We start from the raw sequence: 19,709 nt of genomic DNA, 5'->3' as shown, positions 1-19,709 counted from the left end.
TACAAAAGCTCTAGTGACGGTAGCCAAAAGAGCTAATACTATAGTCTACTTCGTAATTATTTTTATCTTTTATAAATATAAAGCGACAGGTGCTCTAAATGTCTAAAAGTAAACGCGCCGGATCTTCTAGTAGCTCTTTGATAGTTACTAGGAAGCCAACCGACTCTTTACCATCAATTAAACGATGATCATAAGAAAGTGCTAAATACATCATAGGCAGAATTTCAACTTTGCCATTAACAGCCATAGGTCTGTCTTGTATTTTATGCATACCTAAGATAGCGGCTTGAGGTAAATTTAGAATTGGCGTAGAAAGTAATGATCCAAATACACCGCCGTTAGTGATAGTAAAATTACCACCTGTCATGTCAGCGATTGCAAGTTTACCATCACGACCTTTAATAGCTAAATCACGAATACCGTTTTCAATACCCGCCATGCTTAATTGATCCGCATCACGTAATACAGGTGTTACTAGACCACGTGGTGTTGATACAGCAATAGAGATATCAAAGAAGTTATGATAAACAATATCATCACCATCAATTGAAGCATTGACCCCAGGGAAACGTTTAAGGGCTTCGGTTACTGCTTTCACGTAGAAAGACATAAAACCTAAACGTGTATCATGGGTTTTTTCAAATACGTCTTTATATTGAGCACGTAAATCCATAATTGGTTTCATGTTAACTTCGTTAAACGTTGTTAACATAGCTGTAGAATTTTTAGCTTCTAATAAACGTGTTGCAATTGTTTTACGTAAACGCGTCATTGGTACACGTTTTTGCGTACGTTCACCTAAATCTTGTACTGCAGCAACAGGCGCTGATTTAGCAGGTGCCGAAGGTGCACTTTTCGCAGCAACTGCCGCTTCTACGTCTTCTTTAGAAATACGTCCGCCTTTACCTGAGCCAGTTACATCGCCTGCAGATAAACCTTTTTCAGTCATCAAACGACGAACCGATGGGCTTGCTAATTCATCAGAGCTAATGGCTTGATCTGGAGTTGCAGTAGCCGTTGTATTCACTGAAGCACCGGCATTTAGTTCACCAATTTTTTGTGACCCTAATACCGTATCGCCTTCTGCGTGAATAATTTTACCAATAACGCCGTTGTCTTGAGCTACAACTTCTAGCACAACTTTATCGGTTTCAATATCAACTAGGTTTTGATCTACTGAAACACTATCGCCTTCAGCTACATGCCATGTTGCAACCGTTGCATCAGCCACTGATTCTGGTAATACGGGTACAATAATATCAATTACTTTGCTCGCTCCACCGCTAGCGGCAGGTGCTGCAGCTTCTTGAGGGACAGCCGGCGTTGCATCGCCTTCACCACTACCTTCAGAGAAAGTACCAATAACTTGGTCACCTAATACAGTTGCGCCCTCTGCTTGGCTAATATCAGTTAAAACACCATCAGATGTTGTTGGCACTTCTAACACAACTTTATCCGTTTCAATATCAACTAATACTTGATCACGGCTAAATTTTTCACCTACTTGTACATGCCAAGTAGCTACAGTTGCATCAGCAACTGATTCTGGTAATACCGGAACTTTGATTTCGGTTGTCATTTTATTTTATTCCTTACAAACGTTTGCACTTTGCTTGACTCTAATTTGAAGCCGGTGCACTCAATAGTTAATCTAATCTTATCTAACATTAGCGCTTGAGTGACAAGCGCTCATTCTTTTAATGTTAGTCCAAGGTTAACGCTTGAGTGACAAGCGCTTGTTGTTCTTTCACATGCATAGACATATAACCAACCGGGTGCGGCAGAGGCATTACGTCCTGCATAAGTTAAATAAGTACCATCAGGGATTGCAGCTCTAAAATGATGCTGAGAACAATACCAAGCACCTTGATTTTGCGGCTCTTCCTGACACCAAACAAATTGCTTCACATGCTGATAATCTTTAATAGCAGCTTGAAGGTCTTTTTCTGGGAATGGGTATAACTGTTCTATACGAACAATAGCAATATTATTAAGTTCGCCTTTACGACGTTGCTCGAGTAGTTCGTAATAAACTTTACCACTACAGAATACGACGCGTTCAACCGCTTTTGGATCTAACTCATCTACCTCACCAATAACATTTTTAAATTCACCTGTAGCTAGTTCTTCTAACGAAGAAACCGCTAATGGATGACGTAATAATGATTTAGGTGACATAACAACCAACGGACGACGCATTGGACGAACTACTTGGCGACGAAGCATATTGAATACTTGCGCTGGTGTAGAAGGCACACAAACTTGCATGTTGTGATCTGCACAAAGTTGCAAAAAGCGTTCTAAACGAGCTGATGAATGCTCAGGTCCTTGCCCTTCATAGCCATGAGGTAACAACATAGTTAGACCACACAAACGGCCCCACTTTTGCTCACCTGAACTTATAAATTGGTCAAAAACTACCTGCGCACAGTTAGCAAAGTCACCAAATTGTGCTTCCCATATAGTTAAACCCGCCGGTTCAGCTGTGGTATAGCCATATTCAAATGCTAAGACAGACACTTCTGATAATACTGAATCATGAATGTCAAAAGGTCCTTGCGCTTCGCTGATATTTTGTAAAGGTAAATAAGTACTGCCATCATCTTGATTATGCAAGACAGCATGACGATGGAAGAAAGTACCGCGACCAAGATCTTGCCCGGTTATACGTACTCTTTTTCCTGCATCGACAATAGACGCATAAGCTAAGTTTTCAGCCATACCCCAATCGAGTAATTTTTTACCTTGTGCCATACTCAGGCGATCATCATAGATCTTTTTAACACGAGGATGTACAGGGTGATTTTCAGGAAAACTAGACACGCTAAGCGCTAATGCTTTTAGCTTATCAAGGCTGATTGCTTTATCGTAATCTGCGTCCCATTCATGGCCAATGTATGGAGTCCAATCAACAGAATGAGCCGTCATTGGGCGCCATTGTTCAACAGTACACTGACCTTCATCAAGCAATTTACGATAATAGCCTGTTAATTCATCAATAGCATTTTTGGTTAAACTGCCTTCACTAATAAGCTTGTCTGCATAAAGCTGACGAGGCGTAGCGTGAGTTTTAACGGTTTTATACATTAATGGTTGCGTGGCACTTGGCTCATCCGCTTCATTATGGCCATGACGACGATAACAAACTAAGTCAATCACAACATCGCGTTTAAACTCATTACGGTAGTCTAATGCTATTTGTGTTGCGAGTATTACCGCTTCAGGATCATCACCATTAACATGTAATATTGGTGCTTGTACCATTTTCGCTATTTCAGTACAGTATTCGCCAGAGCGTGTATCTTCTTCTTTAGAGGTAGTAAAGCCAACTTGGTTATTAATAACAATGCGAACCGTACCACCCACTTTAAATGCACGTGCTTGTGACATATTAAAGGTTTCTTGTACAACCCCTTGTCCTGCAATTGCAGAGTCACCATGTATAGTGATTGGTAAAACTAGATCACCTTGACTGCAATCGCGTCTGTCTAAACGTGCGCGTACACTACCAATAACAACCGGGTTTACAATTTCAAGATGAGAAGGGTTAAATGCTAACGCTAAATGAACATTACCACCTGGCGTAACAAAATCAGACGAATAACCTTGATGGTATTTAACATCACCTGAACCTAGCGCATCATCATGTTTTCCACCAAATTCGTCGAATAACTTAGATGGGTTTTTACCCATAACATTCACGAGAACATTTAAACGACCGCGGTGAGCCATTCCCATAACCACTTCTTTAGCGCCGGCCAGAGCCTGCACGTGAAATAAGTTCTTTTAACATGGGAACCAGTGCATCACCACCTTCTAATGAAAAGCGTTTTGCCCCAGGGAATTTGGCACCTAGATATTTTTCTAAACCATCAGCAGCGATTAAGCCTTTCAGGATTTCAGTTTTTTCATCCACTGACAATGTAGGTACTGACTGCACTGATTCTAAGCGGTTTTGTAACCAACGCTTTTCATCTGTTGAAGTAATATGCATATACTCAGCGCCCACCGAACCACAATAGGTTTTGCGTAGTGCTTTGTATAACTCACCTAACTTCATGGAGTCTTGACCAATATCCAACGAGCCGACATTATATTCATTATCGAAATCATTTTCTGATAGATCATGATGAGATAATTGTAAATCTCGAACCTTATCACGTTGCCATAAACCCAAAGGATCTAAATTTGCATTTTGATGACCACGAACTCTAAACGCGTTGATAAGCTGTAAAACTTTAACTTGTTTGGCGTCGCCGCCGCTCGTAACAACTTGTTTTTTCTGTTGTTTAGCTAAGGTTTTAAATTCATCACGTATAGCGCTGTGGCGATATTCCACATCACTACCTTCAACTTTAGGGAGTTCTGAAAATATTTCACGCCATTCTGCAGATACAGAGGCTGAATTATCTAGATATGATTCGTACAATTCTTCAATATAAACGATGTTGCCACCGTTTAAGTGGGAAGACTCTAGCCAAGCCTTCATTACACCTTCTGGCATTGCCTTTTCCTTGCTGAGGTAAAGCAAAAAATAAATAACCCCTTATCTTTATATAAGCGGTTACGGTTAAATTGTAATAACTATATATTTATTAAAGAAAACATATAAAACTTATGTGTATGATTTATTGGCAATACCTAAGTAAAAAGCTTAGATATTGCCCTATAATACTAACTCAACTTGTTATACGGCGCGAGCTAATAACATAGATTTAATGTGACCAATAGCTTTGGTTGGGTTTAATCCTTTCGGACAAACATCAACACAGTTCATTATGCCATGACAACGAAAAACACTGTAAGCATCTTGTAAACCGTCTAAACGCTCTTCTGTCGCTGTATCACGACTATCAATTAAAAAGCGATAAGCATGCAACAAACCGGCAGGCCCAATAAATTTATCAGGATTCCACCAGAAAGAAGGACAAGACGTTGAACAACAGGCACATAAAATACACTCGTAAAGACCGTCTAGTTTGTCACGTTCTTCGATTGATTGTATATTTTCACGTGCTTGGTTGCTGAGCATCACTGATCAAGTATGGCTTAATTTTTTCATATTGTTGATAAAATTGTGTCATATCAATAATTAAATCACGTACTACAGGTAAACCAGGTAAAGGGCGTAAAATAATTTTATTTGCCTTTAGTTCTGATAAGGGTGTAATACAAGCCAAACCATTTTTACCATTCATATTGACGCCATCACTGCCACAAACACCTTCACGACATGAACGACGGAATGATAAAGTTGAGTCTTGTTCTTTTAACAAGATTAACGCATCTAATACCATCATGTCAGAGCCATCAGGTATTTCGAGTTCGTAATCCTTCATATAAGGCGCATTATCAACGTCAGGATTGTAACGGTAGATAGAAAACAATTGTTTCATCTTTTTGCTCCTTAATAAGTACGTTTAATAGGTGGAAAAGCTTCGCGTGTTTTTGGCGACATATTTACCGCGCGAGTGGTCATATCTTCCGTTGAAGGCGAATATATACTATGGCATAACCAGTTAGTGTCATCACGATCAGGGAAATCAACACGAGAGTGAGCACCACGACTTTCTTTTCTGAAGTTAGCAGCTTTAGCTGTTGCGAATGCTGTCTCCATTAAATTGTCAAGTTCTAAACATTCGATACGTTGCGTATTAAAGTCTGAAGATTTATCATCTAAGCTAGCATCATTTAAACGAGCTCTAATTTCAGTAAGCTCTTTCAGGCCTTTTGCCATTGTTTCACCTTCTCTGAATACAGAGAAATGAATTTGCATACAGTGTTGCATCGCTTTACGAATTTCAACTGGACTATCACCTTTACTAGATGATTCCCAACGATTGAAACGCGCTAAACTAGCTTCTAAATCAGAATCAGAGGCTGCTGTACCATGTTGTCCTTCGTTTAAGTAAGTTCCTAAGAAGTTACCCGCTGCACGACCAAACACAACTAAATCAAGTAGTGAATTACCGCCCAAGCGGTTAGCACCATGTACAGATACACTAGCAATTTCACCTACAGCAAATAAACCTTCAACGATATGATCTTTACCATTAGCATCTTGACTAATTGCTTGACCGTGTACGTTAGTTGGAATACCACCCATTTGATAATGACAAGTTGGTAAAACTGGAATAGGTTTATCAGCAGGATCAACATGAGCAAACGTTTTCGCTAAGTCACACACACCAGGTAAACGCTTGTACAAAGTCTCACGACCTAAATGATCTAATTTAAGTAAAAGATGTGGACCTAAAGGACCGTCACAACCTCGACCTTCAATAATCTCTGTCATCATTGAACGTGAAACGACATCACGAGAGGCTAAATCTTTAGCATTCGGCGCGTAACGTTCCATGAAACGTTCACCGTCTTTATTTAAAAGATAACCACCCTCACCACGACAACCTTCAGTCACTAAACAACCTGAACCTGCTATACCTGTTGGGTGGAACTGCCACATTTCCATATCTTGCACACAAATACCCGCACGTAATGCCATACCGACACCATCACCCGTATTAATGTGAGCATTAGTAGTAGAAGCATAAACTCGACCTGCACCACCTGTTGCCATCACGGTTGCTCTTGCTTTAAAGTAAACAACTTCACCCGTTTCAATACAAATAGCAGTAGTACCTACAATAGCACCATCACTATTTTTAACTAAGTCTAATGCATACCACTCTGAATAAACGTTAGTTTTATTTTTTACATTTTGTTGGTATAAACAATGTAGTAATGCATGACCTGTACGGTCAGCTGCTGCTGCTGTACGAGCCGCTTGTTCACCACCAAAGTTTTTAGATTGACCACCAAACGGACGTTGGTAAATCTTACCTTGTTCTGTACGAGAAAATGGTAAGCCCATTCTCTCTAACTCAATTACTGACTCAGGACCTGTAGAACACATGTATTCGATTGCATCTTGGTCACCGATATAATCAGATCCTTTAACGGTATCGTACATATGTTGTTCCCAGTGATCTTCATGAGCATTACCTAAAGCAACGGTAATACCACCTTGGGCAGATACTGTATGAGAACGAGTTGGAAATACTTTAGAAATCAAGGCACAAGATTTGCCTGACTCTGAAATTGCTAGTGCAGCGCGCATACCTGCACCGCCTGCGCCAATAACTATGGCGTCAAATTCACGAATTGGAACGCTCACTTACACACCCCACAAAATTGATAAGCCAAACGCAACGTAGGCTAATAACAAAACTGAAAAGAAAAACTGCAATGCACCACGTAAAAATGCAGGCTTGATATAATCTGACAATACTTGCCAAACACCAATTTTAGCATGTACAAGTACCGATAATAGCGATAACATTGTAGCAATTTTTACGCTTGTACAAGCGAAGAAAGCTTGCCAAACATCATAAGTAACACTGGGTGTTACTATAAAGAAGCCACAAAGAAGTAAGGTGTATAGCACAAGGATAATTGCACTAGCTCTTAGAAGAATAAAATCATGTACGCCATTACGGCCTACTGACGCGACGACACCTACCATAACCAAACTCCTATTACTGCAGATACTGCTAACCAAATAATCATAATTAGTTTGGCGCTAATATTACCGGAAACTAGCTCTTCAAAATAACCTAAATCCATACACAAGTGACGAACACCCGCTAAAATATGGAAAGTCAGCGCAGAAAGGCAGCCGAAAATAATAAATTTAAAGAAAAAGCCATCAAGATAATCTTGAATAAGGGCAAATCCTTCAGCAGAAGAAAGAGAGGTTGAGAGGGTCAGCAATAAGATACCAATAGCAAATACCATTATGACACCAGAAACACGGTGAAGAATAGAGGCATTAGCTGCCGGATGCATCTTAATTGTAGTTAGATCTAGATTTACAGGACGTTGTTTTTTCACAATTGTTGCCTAAAGAGCTCGAAAGCCTTCAACTTTTATTATTGTTACTCATGAACTACCTTTTTAGAATTCAATATTCAATTTTGTTTTAGACAATAAAAGAATACCAAAGAGATTACTAAATAAGTAATTCCCGAAATGAACGGTAACTGCCATCGTTAAGAAAAATAACAAAAGTTATTCTTCCAGTTAACCGAGTCGCGTAATAATAACGAACTTAGTCGGATTTGGCTAAGTAATTCAATTAATACTTTCGTATAAGAGTGAATTAACTCACCTTGGATATAACGTCTCTTGAATAAGATATATTCGATTCAGTTTCTTATTTAAGTCGCAATGCCAAAAAAGCAATTACAGAACGAAATGATTATATAGTTGATGACAAATAAATTCAATTTACCTTTTAGGTTAATAACTTGAATATTGGTTAATTATTAACCATTATCTTGACTGTCATCAAACTTTAGTCGAATGGCTATTACATTTTAATTTAAAAGTGATGTAGAATGTCGGCAGTTCGATTTACCCAAGTTAGCCTAAAACAACCTAAACGGCTTAACTTATAAGAAAGCTGATTATTTTTCTCTTCTTTTAAATAAGGTCTATTCTTATCTACAAGCATTAACCAAATAGTCAGAACTCAAATTGTACATTTAAAAAATAATAGGGGATAAAACATTATGGCTGAATCTAAAGCCTCGCTAAGTATTGACGGTAAAGAAATTGCCGAACTGCCTATTCTAAAAGGAACAGCAGGTACCGATGTAATTGATATTAGAACCCTTGGTAGTCACGGTTATTTCACCTATGACCCTGGTTTTTTAGCTACCGCATCTTGTGAATCATCAATCACTTTTATAGACGGTGGCAAAGGTATTTTGCAACACCGTGGTTATCCCATTGATAGCTTAGCGAAAGAAGCTGATTATTTGGAAGTTTGTTATATTTTACTTAACGGTGAAGCACCGACTAAAAATGAATATGACGAGTTTAGAAATATCATTACTAACCATACTATGGTTCATGAAAAACTAGCTCATTTCTTCCATGGTTTTTTACCTGACGCCCATCCAATGGCAATGCTTTGCGGTATAGTTGGTGCTTTATCTTCTTTCTATCATAGTGATTTAGATATCAATGATCCTGAGCAACGTAAGCGCAGTGCTCATCGCTTAATTGCTAAAATGCCAACCATCGCAGCGATGGCTTATAAATATAGTGTAGGTCAACCATTTGTTTACCCTCGTAATGATTTATCTTACGCTGAAAACTTCTTACACATGATGTTCTCTGTACCAAAGAGAAGAATATAAAGTAAGCCCAATTATAGCCGGCGCTATGGATAGAATTTTTACATTACATGCTGATCATGAACAAAATGCTTCAACGTCAACAGTACGTTTAGCGGGTTCATCAGGTGCTAACCCATATGCATGTATTGCAGCAGGTGTAGCGTCTTTATGGGGTCCTGCTCATGGTGGTGCGAACGAAGCGTGCTTAACTATGCTTGAAAAAATTGGTAGTTTAGACCGTGTTGATGAATTTGTTGCTAAAGCTAAAGATAAGAATGACCCTTTCCGTTTAATGGGCTTTGGTCATCGTGTTTATAAAAACTTTGATCCACGTGCAACCGTAATGCGCGAAACGTGTCACGAAGTTTTAAAAGAGCTTGGTATTAGTGATCCACTACTTGATGTTGCAATGGCATTAGAAAAAGTAGCGTTAGAAGACCCTTATTTTATAGAGAAAAAATTATACCCTAATGTAGATTTCTACTCAGGTATTATCTTAAAAGCCATTGGTATTCCAACAAGTATGTTCACTGTAATTTTTGCTATGTCTAGAACAGTTGGTTGGATTGCTCATTGGGATGAGATGTTATCTCAACCAGGACAAAAAATTGGTCGTCCACGTCAAAAATATACTGGCGAAATCAATCGTGAATTTGTATCATTATCAAAAAGATAACCGTATTACAGAATAGTCGTTATGGTTTATAAGTAATATTTATAGACAATCAATAACGTTTAATCAGTATTTACTCCCTAAAAAGGTAGCATTCGCTACCTTTTTTATTAATAAAATGACAAACGACTATCTGTTTTACATATTTTACTTACCAAAAAACAAAAATCACTTTACCAAAAATGGAGTTATTTTAGATAAATTGGTCAATTTTCATTATAAAAACACAATAAAAATATTTTTTGTAATGATAATTGTTATTCACAAATAAAATAGAAGAACGGTTATAGAAATATAATTCTAAGAAAACTTTGCTCGGTAATCTTTAGGTGTCAAACCTGTGAAACGTTTAAATAGTTGTCTGAAACTACTGATATCTTCGTAGCCTACCGACCAAATAATTTGATTTATCGCTTCTGTCGTTTTTTCTAGTTTAGCCTTTACTTGTTCGACACGAATTCTTTGCAAATAGTTAATTGGATTTTCGTTAGTCGCTAATTTAAATCTACGTTTAAACGTTCTAGTGCCTAACCCTACTTTTTCTGCCAAAGCATCCATAGAAATATCGCTTTTATAATGTTGTTCAAGCCAATCTTGCGCCGCTAAGATTGGTTTATCTTCATGCTTTTTTTGGGCTTTAAAAGAAACATAGGGGGATTGTTTTTGCCTTATGGGATCAAAAACTAGCAATTTAGCACAATCAGACACAATGTCTTTCCCCATTAATCGGTCAATGATATGTAGAGAAAGATCGATATACGACATAGATCCTCCTGAACAAATAATATCACCGTTATCGATAATGAGTTGATCACAATCAAGACGAATATGAGGAAATATTCGTCGAAACAAATCAGCACTTCGCCAATGAGTTGTCGCCAACTTGCCTGCAAGTAAACCAGAAGACGCTAATAAAAATGCCCCAGTACAAAAACTTGTAATAAGAGTTCCTTGGTCCTTACACCTGACAAGCCATTGTTTTATATTTTCTCTATTAGTAATAGTGATATCTTCACCACAGCAATCAATGATGACTTCAACAGAAGAAGAAAGCACAATAACATCAGGTGCTTGTGTAGGATCTAATAATGTAGTGGGGTGTATTTCAATACCGTTGTAGGCTTTTACACTTTTGTTATCTATGGTTACTATTTGACAATCAAACTTCGCCAACACATCTTCACCATAACGTCGATTTAAGCAAAAATTTGCTGTAGAAAATACATCTAAAACACCGTAAATAGCAGAAGCCATACAATGTTCAGTCGCTAACACCAAAACCTTCATAAGCATCCCTCTTCCTCGCCATGTCACTTTTAACATTTATTATGGCAAATATGCCACCATAATTTCATAGATGCAAGCGTTATGATAATCAAATAATTATTCAGTCAGGAGTGGAATCATGAAAAACACAACATATTTATTAAGAGTTATTCACCGAGTAACTTTAGGTACTTTATTATTATTAATAGCCATTATGCCACTAATAATTGACATTGATATTGTTGCTACGTTAGTTATTTTACCTACCTTTTTAATTATTATCTTAGGCCTAAGTATTATTATAGAACAAAAATTAAACACTTTAGCCTTGAGTAAACCAGTTATTCAGAAAAAGAAACGCTGCTTAATTATTAATTGTATCCGTAAAACGTGTTTAGGTTAATTCGTCAAGGATAAAAGCTAAAATTACTTTTTACGCTTCAGATTAAAACGTTATAATGGCGTCAATTTAGTATTAACCTTGCGTTATCAATAAAATGTCAGATTATTCATTAAGATTTGGTGGGATTGCCCGCCTTTATGGCCAACATGGCGCCCATGTTTTAAAAAATGCACACTTTTGTATTATTGGCATTGGTGGGGTTGGCTCTTGGGTGGCCGAAGCATTAGCTAGAAATGGCGTAGGAAATATCACGTTGATCGACCTAGATGACATTTGCATAACCAATATTAACCGTCAAATTCATGCGTTGACCGACACTATTGGTGAAAGTAAAGTGGATGTGATGGGCGAACGGATCAAGCAAATTAATCCAACTTGCCAGGTTACGACTATAGAAGATTTTATTACCGTGGATAACTTATCAAGTTTGCTTAATGAGCATTATGATTATGTTATTGATGCTATTGACTCTGTCGATATAAAAACGCGGCTAATTGCTCACTGTAAACGTAATAAGCTGCCGATTATTACGATTGGTGGTGCCGGAGGCCAAGTAGATCCGAGTAAAATAGCCATTACGGATCTAAGCAAAACTTACCAAGATCCCTTACTAGCCAAGGTTAAAAATCAACTTCGTCGAGAGTTTAACTTTCCACGTGCCGATTTACCTAAAACAAGTAAAAGAAAATTTGCCATTGATGCAGTATTTTCTACTGAACAGTTACGTTACCCAACTGATCTTGGAGAGATTTGTTTAGCCAAACCGGCAGTTACTGAAGATGGTAATACGTCTATGCGTTTAGATTGTAGTGGTGGATTTGGTGCAACAACACATGTGACGGCAACTTTTGCTTTTTTTGCTGTTGGTAGAGCCATAGATAAATTATTAAAAAAACACAGCTAGCTTGCGACGTAAACTTAGCTCAATTACCTAATGGCAAAAATGCTCTTTAATCATGCGCTAAGTCGATAATTTTATTCACAATCGCCAAAACACCATTACCCCGTGAAGGGCTTAAGTGTTGTAACAATCCTAATGTTTCAAAATATGATGTGATATCAAACGCTTCTATTTGTTCTTTTGTTTTGTTATTGAAAGCAGCCAAAACAATCACTAATAACCCACGTATAATTTTAGCATCACTGTCAGCTTTAAAATAAAAAACACCTGCAGAGTGCTTTATTACGTCAATCCACGCCAGACTTTCACAGCCACTGATCAAGGTATGTTCACTACGAAGATTTTTATCTAACCGATCTAGCTGTTTACCTAATAACATGATTTCACGATGCCGAGCATCCCAACTTTTAACCTTAGAAAATTTTTCGATAATTGTGATACTTTCAATCTCATCTGTCTTAGTTATTTTGATGTTTGGTTTATCATGCTCTTGATTCATAATTTTAAGTAAACAGGCAATAAAGTAGTCTATTTCTGCAAGCGTGTTATAAGCTGCCATTGAAACACGTACACATCCAGAAATGTTTAATTCTGCCATTAATGGCATGGCACAATGGTGTCCACTGCGCACGGCAATCCCATAACTATCAAGACTCGTTGCAAGATCGTGATTATGATGGCCATCAACAGAAAAGGATAGTACTGGAATATCAGGCATATCTGCAACAACAAATGTCACTTGCGGTATTTGACTCAGTGCTTGATAACAATACTGTGTTAATAACTGTTCATACTCTGCTATTTCACCGTGATCATATTGGCTAATAAATTTAATCGCTTGATTGAACGCAATCACACCGGCAATGTTGGGAGTGCCTGCTTCGAATTTAAATGGCAGCACGTTGAAAGTAGTCTTCGTGTTAAAACTAACGGATTTGATCATCTCTCCGCCAGTCTGATAAGGCGGCATAGACTCAAGTAAAGCTTGTTTACCGTACAATACGCCAACACCTGTTGGTCCATACATTTTATGAGCAGAAAACACATAGAAGTCACAATCAAGCGCTTGAACATCAACAGGAAAATGCGCAATAGCTTGAGCCCCATCAATTACCGTAATGGCTCCAACCCTTTTGGCTTTGGAAATAATATCTATTAGTGGATTTTTTTTGCCCAAAACATTAGAAATATGAGCGCAACAAACAATTTTTGTTTTATTGGTCAACAAAGTATCTAACTGAATAAGATCTACTTTTCCTACTGCATCAAGGGGCAGTACTTTAACAATGGCTCCCGTTTGTTCGGCAATCAACTGCCAAGGAACAATATTGGCATGATGCTCACTCACCGTTAAAATAATTTCATCCGATTGAGTTAGTATTTTCTTACCTAAACTCGATGCAATAAGATTAATACTTTCGGTTGTGCCTTTTGTCCAGATAATTTCCTTGATTGATTTGGCATGGATAAAGTTTTTTACTGTTTCTCTTGCTTGCTCAAAAGCAACGGTTGCTTGACTACTTAACCGATGCGATCCCCGGTGAACATTAGCATTAATGTCTTGATAAAAAGAGGTGTGCGTTTGAATAACACAATTAGGTTTTTGTGTGGTTGCTCCATTATCAAAATAGATAAGCGGTGAATGTTTTTCACATGATAAGTCCGTTAAGCTATGTTGACAAATAAGTGGGAAATGTTGACGAAATTGCTCTGGCTTAAATTGTTCTTGCGTTGATTGTACCGGCTTAAAATGTTTCATTTATAAATATCTACTTAAAAACAACAAGATAATAATTTTGTCACAATTATACCTTATCTTAGCGATGACAAAAGTAATTATGCATGAGTAATTTAATCACTTATGATCTATAATGGTACCCAGAGTACGAAGGATTATACGAGGAAATATGATGACGTTATATTCGTGGTTTTCAAGGATACAAAAAGAGCCGAACAGTAAAACTATTCACAATGAGTTATCAAAGGCTTCACAATCTGTTCAATACATTGATAATTATACTATGTGGCCAACAGCAACAATTAAACCTGATGCTAAGTTAATACCACCAACATACAGTAACGTGGATGAAGCCCCGATTCAACCACAACAACCCATTATCGATCTTACTCGCTAAAAAGCTGTACAACGGGGCACCCAGGTAGCCACCACCCTAAAAGATTATCATTAACGTTAAAATACGCGAAAGTTAGAAACCGCCTTTGCGTATTTTTTTGTATCTTTCACTGTCATGTTCCCACTTCGCTGCTTGTTCAAGCCAATAATTCGCTTGCTGAATATTTTGTTTGTCTAATATTACTTGTTGTGAAGCGTTGAATTGAGAAATTCCTTGAGGTAACGTTGTTTGTTGAAAATAAGCTAAAGCGATATTGTAATGAAAACTTGGCATTCTGTAGGTGGTTGAATTTTCATTGAGTAAGTGAAGATACAGTGGCGGAAAACCTAACGAAAAATATTGTAATTGTGTCCGTTGCGCCAACGCTTTGTACGCACTAACTTTATCCATTTTTTTCGCCCTTGTGTCATTACAAGTTTGCGCTTTAAATACACCGATTTCATGCTTAAACTTTTCAGGAGTGCCCAACTGCCAGTATTGGTCACCTTTTGAATCGGTCACAGAATGCAAAATTGGCGTGCTTTGTTTAATGTGATTTCCCCATGATAATTGCTTTATTACGTGAGTACGAATAGCCTGTTGATCACCTTGATAGCGATTACGAATAACGGCAATGTTATGTGAAAAGATTTCTGTTTGGGGAGACCGGCAGGTAATATGTTCTGCTTTCAATGGGTATTCATCAATAAATCCCAACAAATGGCTTATTTCATGAGCAACAACATCCGCCGTATCCTGGGAATCAAAATACAGCATACCTAAATGAACATTAGCCCCTCCTTCAGGTAGCATAACGCCAACATAACGCGTGTTGATTGATTGAGCGAAAGAGGCCCATTGTAATTCATCGCAACGAATTGCTGTATTTTGCCCTTGACCACAGTCAAGAGCATTAATTGGTATATAACGTACAGGCGAAAAACAAATAACGTTGTGTATTGGTTGGGTCTTAAACTCTTCAATAAGGCTTTCAACGTGCTTTAGGTGGGCTAAACTTGTCGCAAATAGCTGAATACTATTATCGCATTGCTGAGTCATTTTATTAGCATCTAATGCTTTGTTTGTCAGTTTGCCTATTTGATATTTTTCAATGTCATTTAGTAATAATTGCCCTCCTACCGTTTCTTTCAATAGTTGAGTATATTGGGAAATGCTGTTTTCTATATAAGCAACTTGACCTTGGCTGATGGCTAAATTCAATTTCAATATTAATAATTTGGTTTGTAACTTGCTGTGTAATTTAGTGATGATACTTTGGTTATTAGCGGGAAATGATAGTAATGTTTTTTCCGCGCTTACAAAATCATTTTGATCAAAAAAGTGTTGCGCTAGTGCTAATGTTGCTTGATGAAAACCTAACCTGCTTGCTTGTTTAAACCAAAATATCTTTTTTTAGGCTTGTTTTGATAATAAATAGCGAGCCGAATGCCGCCTCACCCTGTGTTTTCGCTAAAATTCTTGCTAACGTAAGCCATTGTGTACTGTGAATCTCAGTGTGTTTCCATGCCTGATTGAGTGCCGTTAAGTTTTCATGTTCAATTGCAAAGTGTAATTGTGCTTCACTATACTCATTTTTGGCCATTATTTTTGTAAGATAATCACTTAAAAAAATGAGCTTGTTGATAATCCCGTAAGCAGGAAAATAAACAAACTCATCATAAGCAATTTTTTTTTCATGTATCTATTCTAATATTTGTTTTTTAAACTAAAAGTACCTGATACCAATATCACTAACTATGTGATCGTTTCTACTTACTAAAATCACCAACTACATGGTTATTTATTTAAAACGGGTGATAATACTTTTTTAGTTTGCATTAAATCTAGCTCAAGTCTTGCATATCTATGTTCTACAAATTCATAAACATTAGTACTCAATGATAATTTAAAAAAGTTAACTGCTGCCCCCTCATAACCGATAATTTGGTTGTACTTACCTAAATAAAAGTAGGCCTCACACAATCGATCTGTCAGTGCTTTATTTGACTGTACGTTATTGGTTAATTCACTAATAAACATTTCTTGGCTGATTTCCCCCAAAAAAAGATAAATCACTTGCTTAGCCCATGTACGTTCGTCAACTTGACTCGCCCTCTCCTTTAACTTTTCTTTGGCTAAAACAGGGTCAATGTCATGCTCAGCTAGATAAAGCCATAATAAACGATACGGATCATCACTTTGCTTATAATGAAAATCATTAAAATCTTGTGCAGCTAATACTGGCCTATCGCCATAATAAAGGGCAATACCACGATTTAGGTGAGCATATTCATGGGCAGGATCTAATTCTAAAACAGAATCAAAACTATCATAGGCTTGAGAAAATTCCGTTAGTTGCGTGAAATGTATACCTAAAAAATTATAAGCGTCTGTCAAACTCGCGTTATATTTCAACGCTTGAGAAAAATCTATACGTGCTAACGCACGCAAGCCAACACTGTCGAATAACACACCACGATCATAATAAAGCTGCGCTTTTTGCTCATCACTGATTTTAACGTGGTTTATTACCTCGGACAAACGGGCGATGGCTATTTCGCTTTTAACGTTTATAGACAAAGGCTCTGCAATAACTAATTGGTTCAATGCAGCAGAACTACGGTTATCATCAGGCTTCTTTAGTGATACACAGCCCTGTGTAAATAATGTGATGCCAATAAGTAACATCGACATACAGAATTTACACTTAAATTTAGAAACGAATAATTTCACTAAGTGACCTTAAAAATAACAAAATATCAATAATTATGATTGTACTTGATTTACCAACAAAAAAGGAGCCAAAAGGCTCCTTTTTAATAGACTAAATTGTAAATGTCTTAATCGTTAGGGTATCGTTCAAACTACTCAGCAGTAGGTGTTTCTTCTCTTGGTTTGTCCATCGCTTCTTTAATACTTAAACGTACACGCCCTTGACGATCTACTTCTAGTACTTTAACTTTCACTTCTTGACCTTCAGATAATACGTCACTTACGTTGCTAACACGTTCGTCCGAAATTTGTGAAATATGTACTAAACCATCTTTACCCGGTAATACATTAACAAAAGCACCAAAATCAACGATACGTACAACTTTACCTGTGTAAAGCGTACCAACCTCAATTTCAGCTGTTAATGCTTTAATGCGATTAATTGCATCTTCTGCTTGCTCACCAGAAGTCGCGGCAATTTTAACTGTACCATCGTCATCAATTTCAATGGTTGTGCCTGTTTCTTCCGTAAGTTGGCGAATAGTTGCACCACCTTTACCGATAATATCACGAATTTTATCTTGGCTAACTTTCATGGTATGGATACGTGGCGCAAATTCAGAAATATCGTCTCTATGGCCTTTAATTGCTTCGTCCATTACTGACAAGATATGAGTACGCGCTGCTTTCGCTTGATTTAACGCGATTTGCATAATTTCTTGAGTGATACCCTCAATCTTGATATCCATTTGAAGTGCCGTAATACCACCCGTTGTACCCGCTACTTTAAAGTCCATATCACCTAAGTGATCTTCATCACCTAAAATATCAGAAAGAACGACAAAGTTTTCACCTTCTTTAACTAGGCCCATTGCAATACCGGCCACAGAAGCTTTAATTGGTACACCCGCATCCATTAGTGCTAATGAAGTACCACATACAGACGCCATTGAAGATGAACCATTTGATTCAGTAATTTCAGATACAACACGTACTGCGTACGGAAACTCTTCAATGGTTGGCATAACAGCTAACATACCACGTTTTGCTAAACGACCATGACCAATCTCACGACGTTTAGGCGAACCAACAAAACCTGTTTCACCTACACAATATGGAGGGAAGTTATAATGCAACATAAACGAATCAGTTTTTTCACCCATAATAGTGTCTAAACGTTGCGCATCACGTTGTGTACCTAAGGTAGCAGTAACTAATGCTTGTGTTTCACCACGGGTAAATACAGCAGAGCCATGAGTACGCGGTAATACACCCGTCATTACGTCTAACGCACGAATTGATTCAGGATCACGACCATCAATACGTGGTGAACCTTGAGTAATACGGCCACGTACAACAGTTTTTTCTAAATCATGGAACAAATCTTTTGCTTCTTGAACGTTAAGATCGGCGTCTTCAGCCAATAACGCTTCAACAACTGAATTACGAATTTCAGCTATTTTTTCATAACGAACCGCTTTTTCAGTAATTTGGTATGCTTCATCAACTTGTGCTGCTGATAACTCAGCTATTTTAGCAACAAGCGCTGCATTTTTAACTGGTGCAGTCCATTCCCATACAGGCGTGTTCACTTCAGCTTTAAATTCTTTAATTGCATTTACTGCTACTTGCATTTGTTCATGACCAAATACAACAGCACCAAGCATTACTTCTTCAGATAACACGTCCGCTTCTGATTCAACCATTAATACGGCAGAATCTGTACCTGAAACAACTAAGTCCAATTGACTTGTTGGTAATTCAGATTGTAGTGGGTTAAGTATATATTGACCATCAGTATAACCAACACGCGCAGCACCAACTGGACCACTAAATGGTACACCGGCAATAGCTAAAGCGGCAGAAGTACCAATTAATGAAATAATATCAGGGGCAATTTCAGGGTTTACAGAAACAACCGTGATAATAACTTGTACTTCGTTTGTAAAACCTTCTGGAAATAACGGACGAATTGGACGGTCAATTAAACGTGCGATTAAGGTTTCTTCTTCTGAAGGGCGACCTTCACGTTTGAAGAAACTACCTGGGATTTTACCCGCAGCGTAAGTACGCTCTTGGTAGTTTACCGTTAATGGGAAGAAATCTTGACCTTCTTTCGCTTCTTTTTTTGCAACAACAGAGACTAATACACACGTATCATCCATGCTTGCCATAACAGCAGCCGATGCTTGACGTGCAATCGTACCTGTTTCAAGCGTTACGGTATGTTTACCAAATTGAAATTTTTTAGTTACTGGATTAAACATTTACTATGTTCCTTAATTTTCACGTTCTGCTTTCCCTTTAAAAGAATTAAACAGTAACGTATTGAGCATTAATCAATCTGTACAATTATTTATTCACTTAAACGCTAAATTACAGTTAAGTAGAACAAAAAATTATACAGTTTGATTGATTATTTTATTAAAAGTTTTTGCTTAAATTGACCATCGTTTAA

General features: G+C 37.6%; 13 protein-coding genes and 3 pseudogenes. 4 read left to right on the top strand and 12 right to left on the bottom strand.

Annotated elements, in window-relative coordinates:
• Positions 1 to 94: 94 nt before the first annotated feature.
• The 6 genes and pseudogenes from odhB to sdhC form a co-directional block, all read right to left on the bottom strand.
• Complete coding sequence (gene odhB / locus L3081_RS20525; RefSeq protein ID WP_242288193.1) at positions 95 to 1,579, bottom strand: 2-oxoglutarate dehydrogenase complex dihydrolipoyllysine-residue succinyltransferase; 1,485 nt, start codon at positions 1,577 to 1,579, stop codon at positions 95 to 97.
• A 124-nt stretch (positions 1,580 to 1,703) separates the two neighbouring features.
• Positions 1,704 to 4,504 (bottom strand): annotated as a pseudogene (locus L3081_RS20520) (2-oxoglutarate dehydrogenase E1 component).
• Between the two features lie 183 nt (positions 4,505 to 4,687).
• Positions 4,688 to 5,396: pseudogene (locus L3081_RS20515) on the bottom strand (succinate dehydrogenase iron-sulfur subunit).
• An 11-nt stretch (positions 5,397 to 5,407) separates the two neighbouring features.
• Complete coding sequence (sdhA, locus tag L3081_RS20510; RefSeq protein ID WP_242288191.1) at positions 5,408 to 7,174, bottom strand: succinate dehydrogenase flavoprotein subunit; 1,767 nt, start codon at positions 7,172 to 7,174, stop codon at positions 5,408 to 5,410.
• Positions 7,175 to 7,522: a succinate dehydrogenase, hydrophobic membrane anchor protein gene (gene sdhD, locus L3081_RS20505; protein ID WP_242288189.1), complete on the bottom strand. Its 348-nt coding sequence runs from the start codon at positions 7,520 to 7,522 to the stop codon at positions 7,175 to 7,177.
• The gene (gene sdhC / locus L3081_RS20500; RefSeq protein WP_242288187.1) at positions 7,516 to 7,890 is read right to left on the bottom strand and encodes a succinate dehydrogenase, cytochrome b556 subunit; all 375 of its coding nucleotides are present in this window, start codon (positions 7,888 to 7,890) and stop codon (positions 7,516 to 7,518) included. Before sdhC ends, sdhD begins: the two co-directional genes overlap by 7 nt.
• A 680-nt stretch (positions 7,891 to 8,570) precedes the next feature.
• Here sdhC and L3081_RS20495 point away from each other — a divergent pair.
• Positions 8,571 to 9,858 (top strand): annotated as a pseudogene (locus tag L3081_RS20495) (citrate synthase).
• Between the two features lie 297 nt (positions 9,859 to 10,155).
• Here L3081_RS20495 and L3081_RS20490 read toward each other — a convergent pair.
• Positions 10,156 to 11,148: a GlxA family transcriptional regulator gene (locus L3081_RS20490; protein WP_242288186.1), complete on the bottom strand. Its 993-nt coding sequence runs from the start codon at positions 11,146 to 11,148 to the stop codon at positions 10,156 to 10,158.
• A gap of 112 nt (positions 11,149 to 11,260) precedes the next feature.
• Between L3081_RS20490 and L3081_RS20485 the strand changes: the two genes are divergently transcribed.
• Positions 11,261 to 11,524 (top strand): hypothetical protein, encoded by a 264-nt coding sequence (locus tag L3081_RS20485; protein WP_242288184.1) that lies wholly within the window; start codon positions 11,261 to 11,263, stop codon positions 11,522 to 11,524.
• A 94-nt stretch (positions 11,525 to 11,618) separates the two neighbouring features.
• The gene (gene tcdA / locus L3081_RS20480; RefSeq protein WP_242288182.1) at positions 11,619 to 12,428 is read left to right on the top strand and encodes a tRNA cyclic N6-threonylcarbamoyladenosine(37) synthase TcdA; all 810 of its coding nucleotides are present in this window, start codon (positions 11,619 to 11,621) and stop codon (positions 12,426 to 12,428) included.
• 46 nt (positions 12,429 to 12,474) lie between these two features.
• Here tcdA and L3081_RS20475 read toward each other — a convergent pair whose 3' ends face one another.
• Positions 12,475 to 14,184: a SufS family cysteine desulfurase gene (locus L3081_RS20475; protein ID WP_242288180.1), complete on the bottom strand. Its 1,710-nt coding sequence runs from the start codon at positions 14,182 to 14,184 to the stop codon at positions 12,475 to 12,477.
• 151 nt (positions 14,185 to 14,335) lie between these two features.
• On the opposite strand from L3081_RS20475, the gene L3081_RS20470 reads away from it, so the two are divergent.
• On the top strand, positions 14,336 to 14,560 hold the full coding sequence (locus L3081_RS20470; protein WP_242288179.1) for a hypothetical protein: 225 nt from the start codon (positions 14,336 to 14,338) through the stop codon (positions 14,558 to 14,560).
• 72 nt (positions 14,561 to 14,632) lie between these two features.
• Here the strand turns inward: L3081_RS20470 and L3081_RS20465 are convergent, their stop codons facing one another.
• The 4 genes from L3081_RS20465 to pnp all read right to left on the bottom strand — a co-directional run bounded on the left by L3081_RS20465 (position 14,633) and on the right by pnp (position 19,518).
• Positions 14,633 to 15,766, bottom strand: a complete 1,134-nt coding sequence (locus tag L3081_RS20465; RefSeq protein WP_242288177.1) for a hypothetical protein — start codon at positions 15,764 to 15,766, stop codon at positions 14,633 to 14,635.
• Positions 15,767 to 15,932: 166 nt separating this feature from the next.
• On the bottom strand, positions 15,933 to 16,142 hold the full coding sequence (locus tag L3081_RS20460) for a hypothetical protein (RefSeq protein WP_242288175.1): 210 nt from the start codon (positions 16,140 to 16,142) through the stop codon (positions 15,933 to 15,935).
• 194 nt (positions 16,143 to 16,336) lie between these two features.
• Entirely contained in the window at positions 16,337 to 17,233 is an 897-nt protein-coding gene (gene nlpI / locus L3081_RS20455; RefSeq protein WP_242288173.1) for a lipoprotein NlpI, read from the bottom strand.
• Between the two features lie 170 nt (positions 17,234 to 17,403).
• Positions 17,404 to 19,518 carry a polyribonucleotide nucleotidyltransferase gene (gene pnp / locus L3081_RS20450; RefSeq protein ID WP_242288171.1) on the bottom strand — a complete coding sequence of 705 codons (2,115 nt, stop codon included), beginning with the start codon at positions 19,516 to 19,518 and terminating at the stop codon, positions 17,404 to 17,406.
• Positions 19,519 to 19,709 lie beyond the last annotated feature (191 nt).

The organism is Colwellia maritima, assembly GCF_022669015.1.
Lineage (GTDB): Bacteria > Pseudomonadota > Gammaproteobacteria > Enterobacterales > Alteromonadaceae > Colwellia > Colwellia maritima.
The sequence above is the reverse complement of the archived record's forward strand: the minus strand, read 5'-3'. Positions and strand labels throughout refer to the sequence as shown.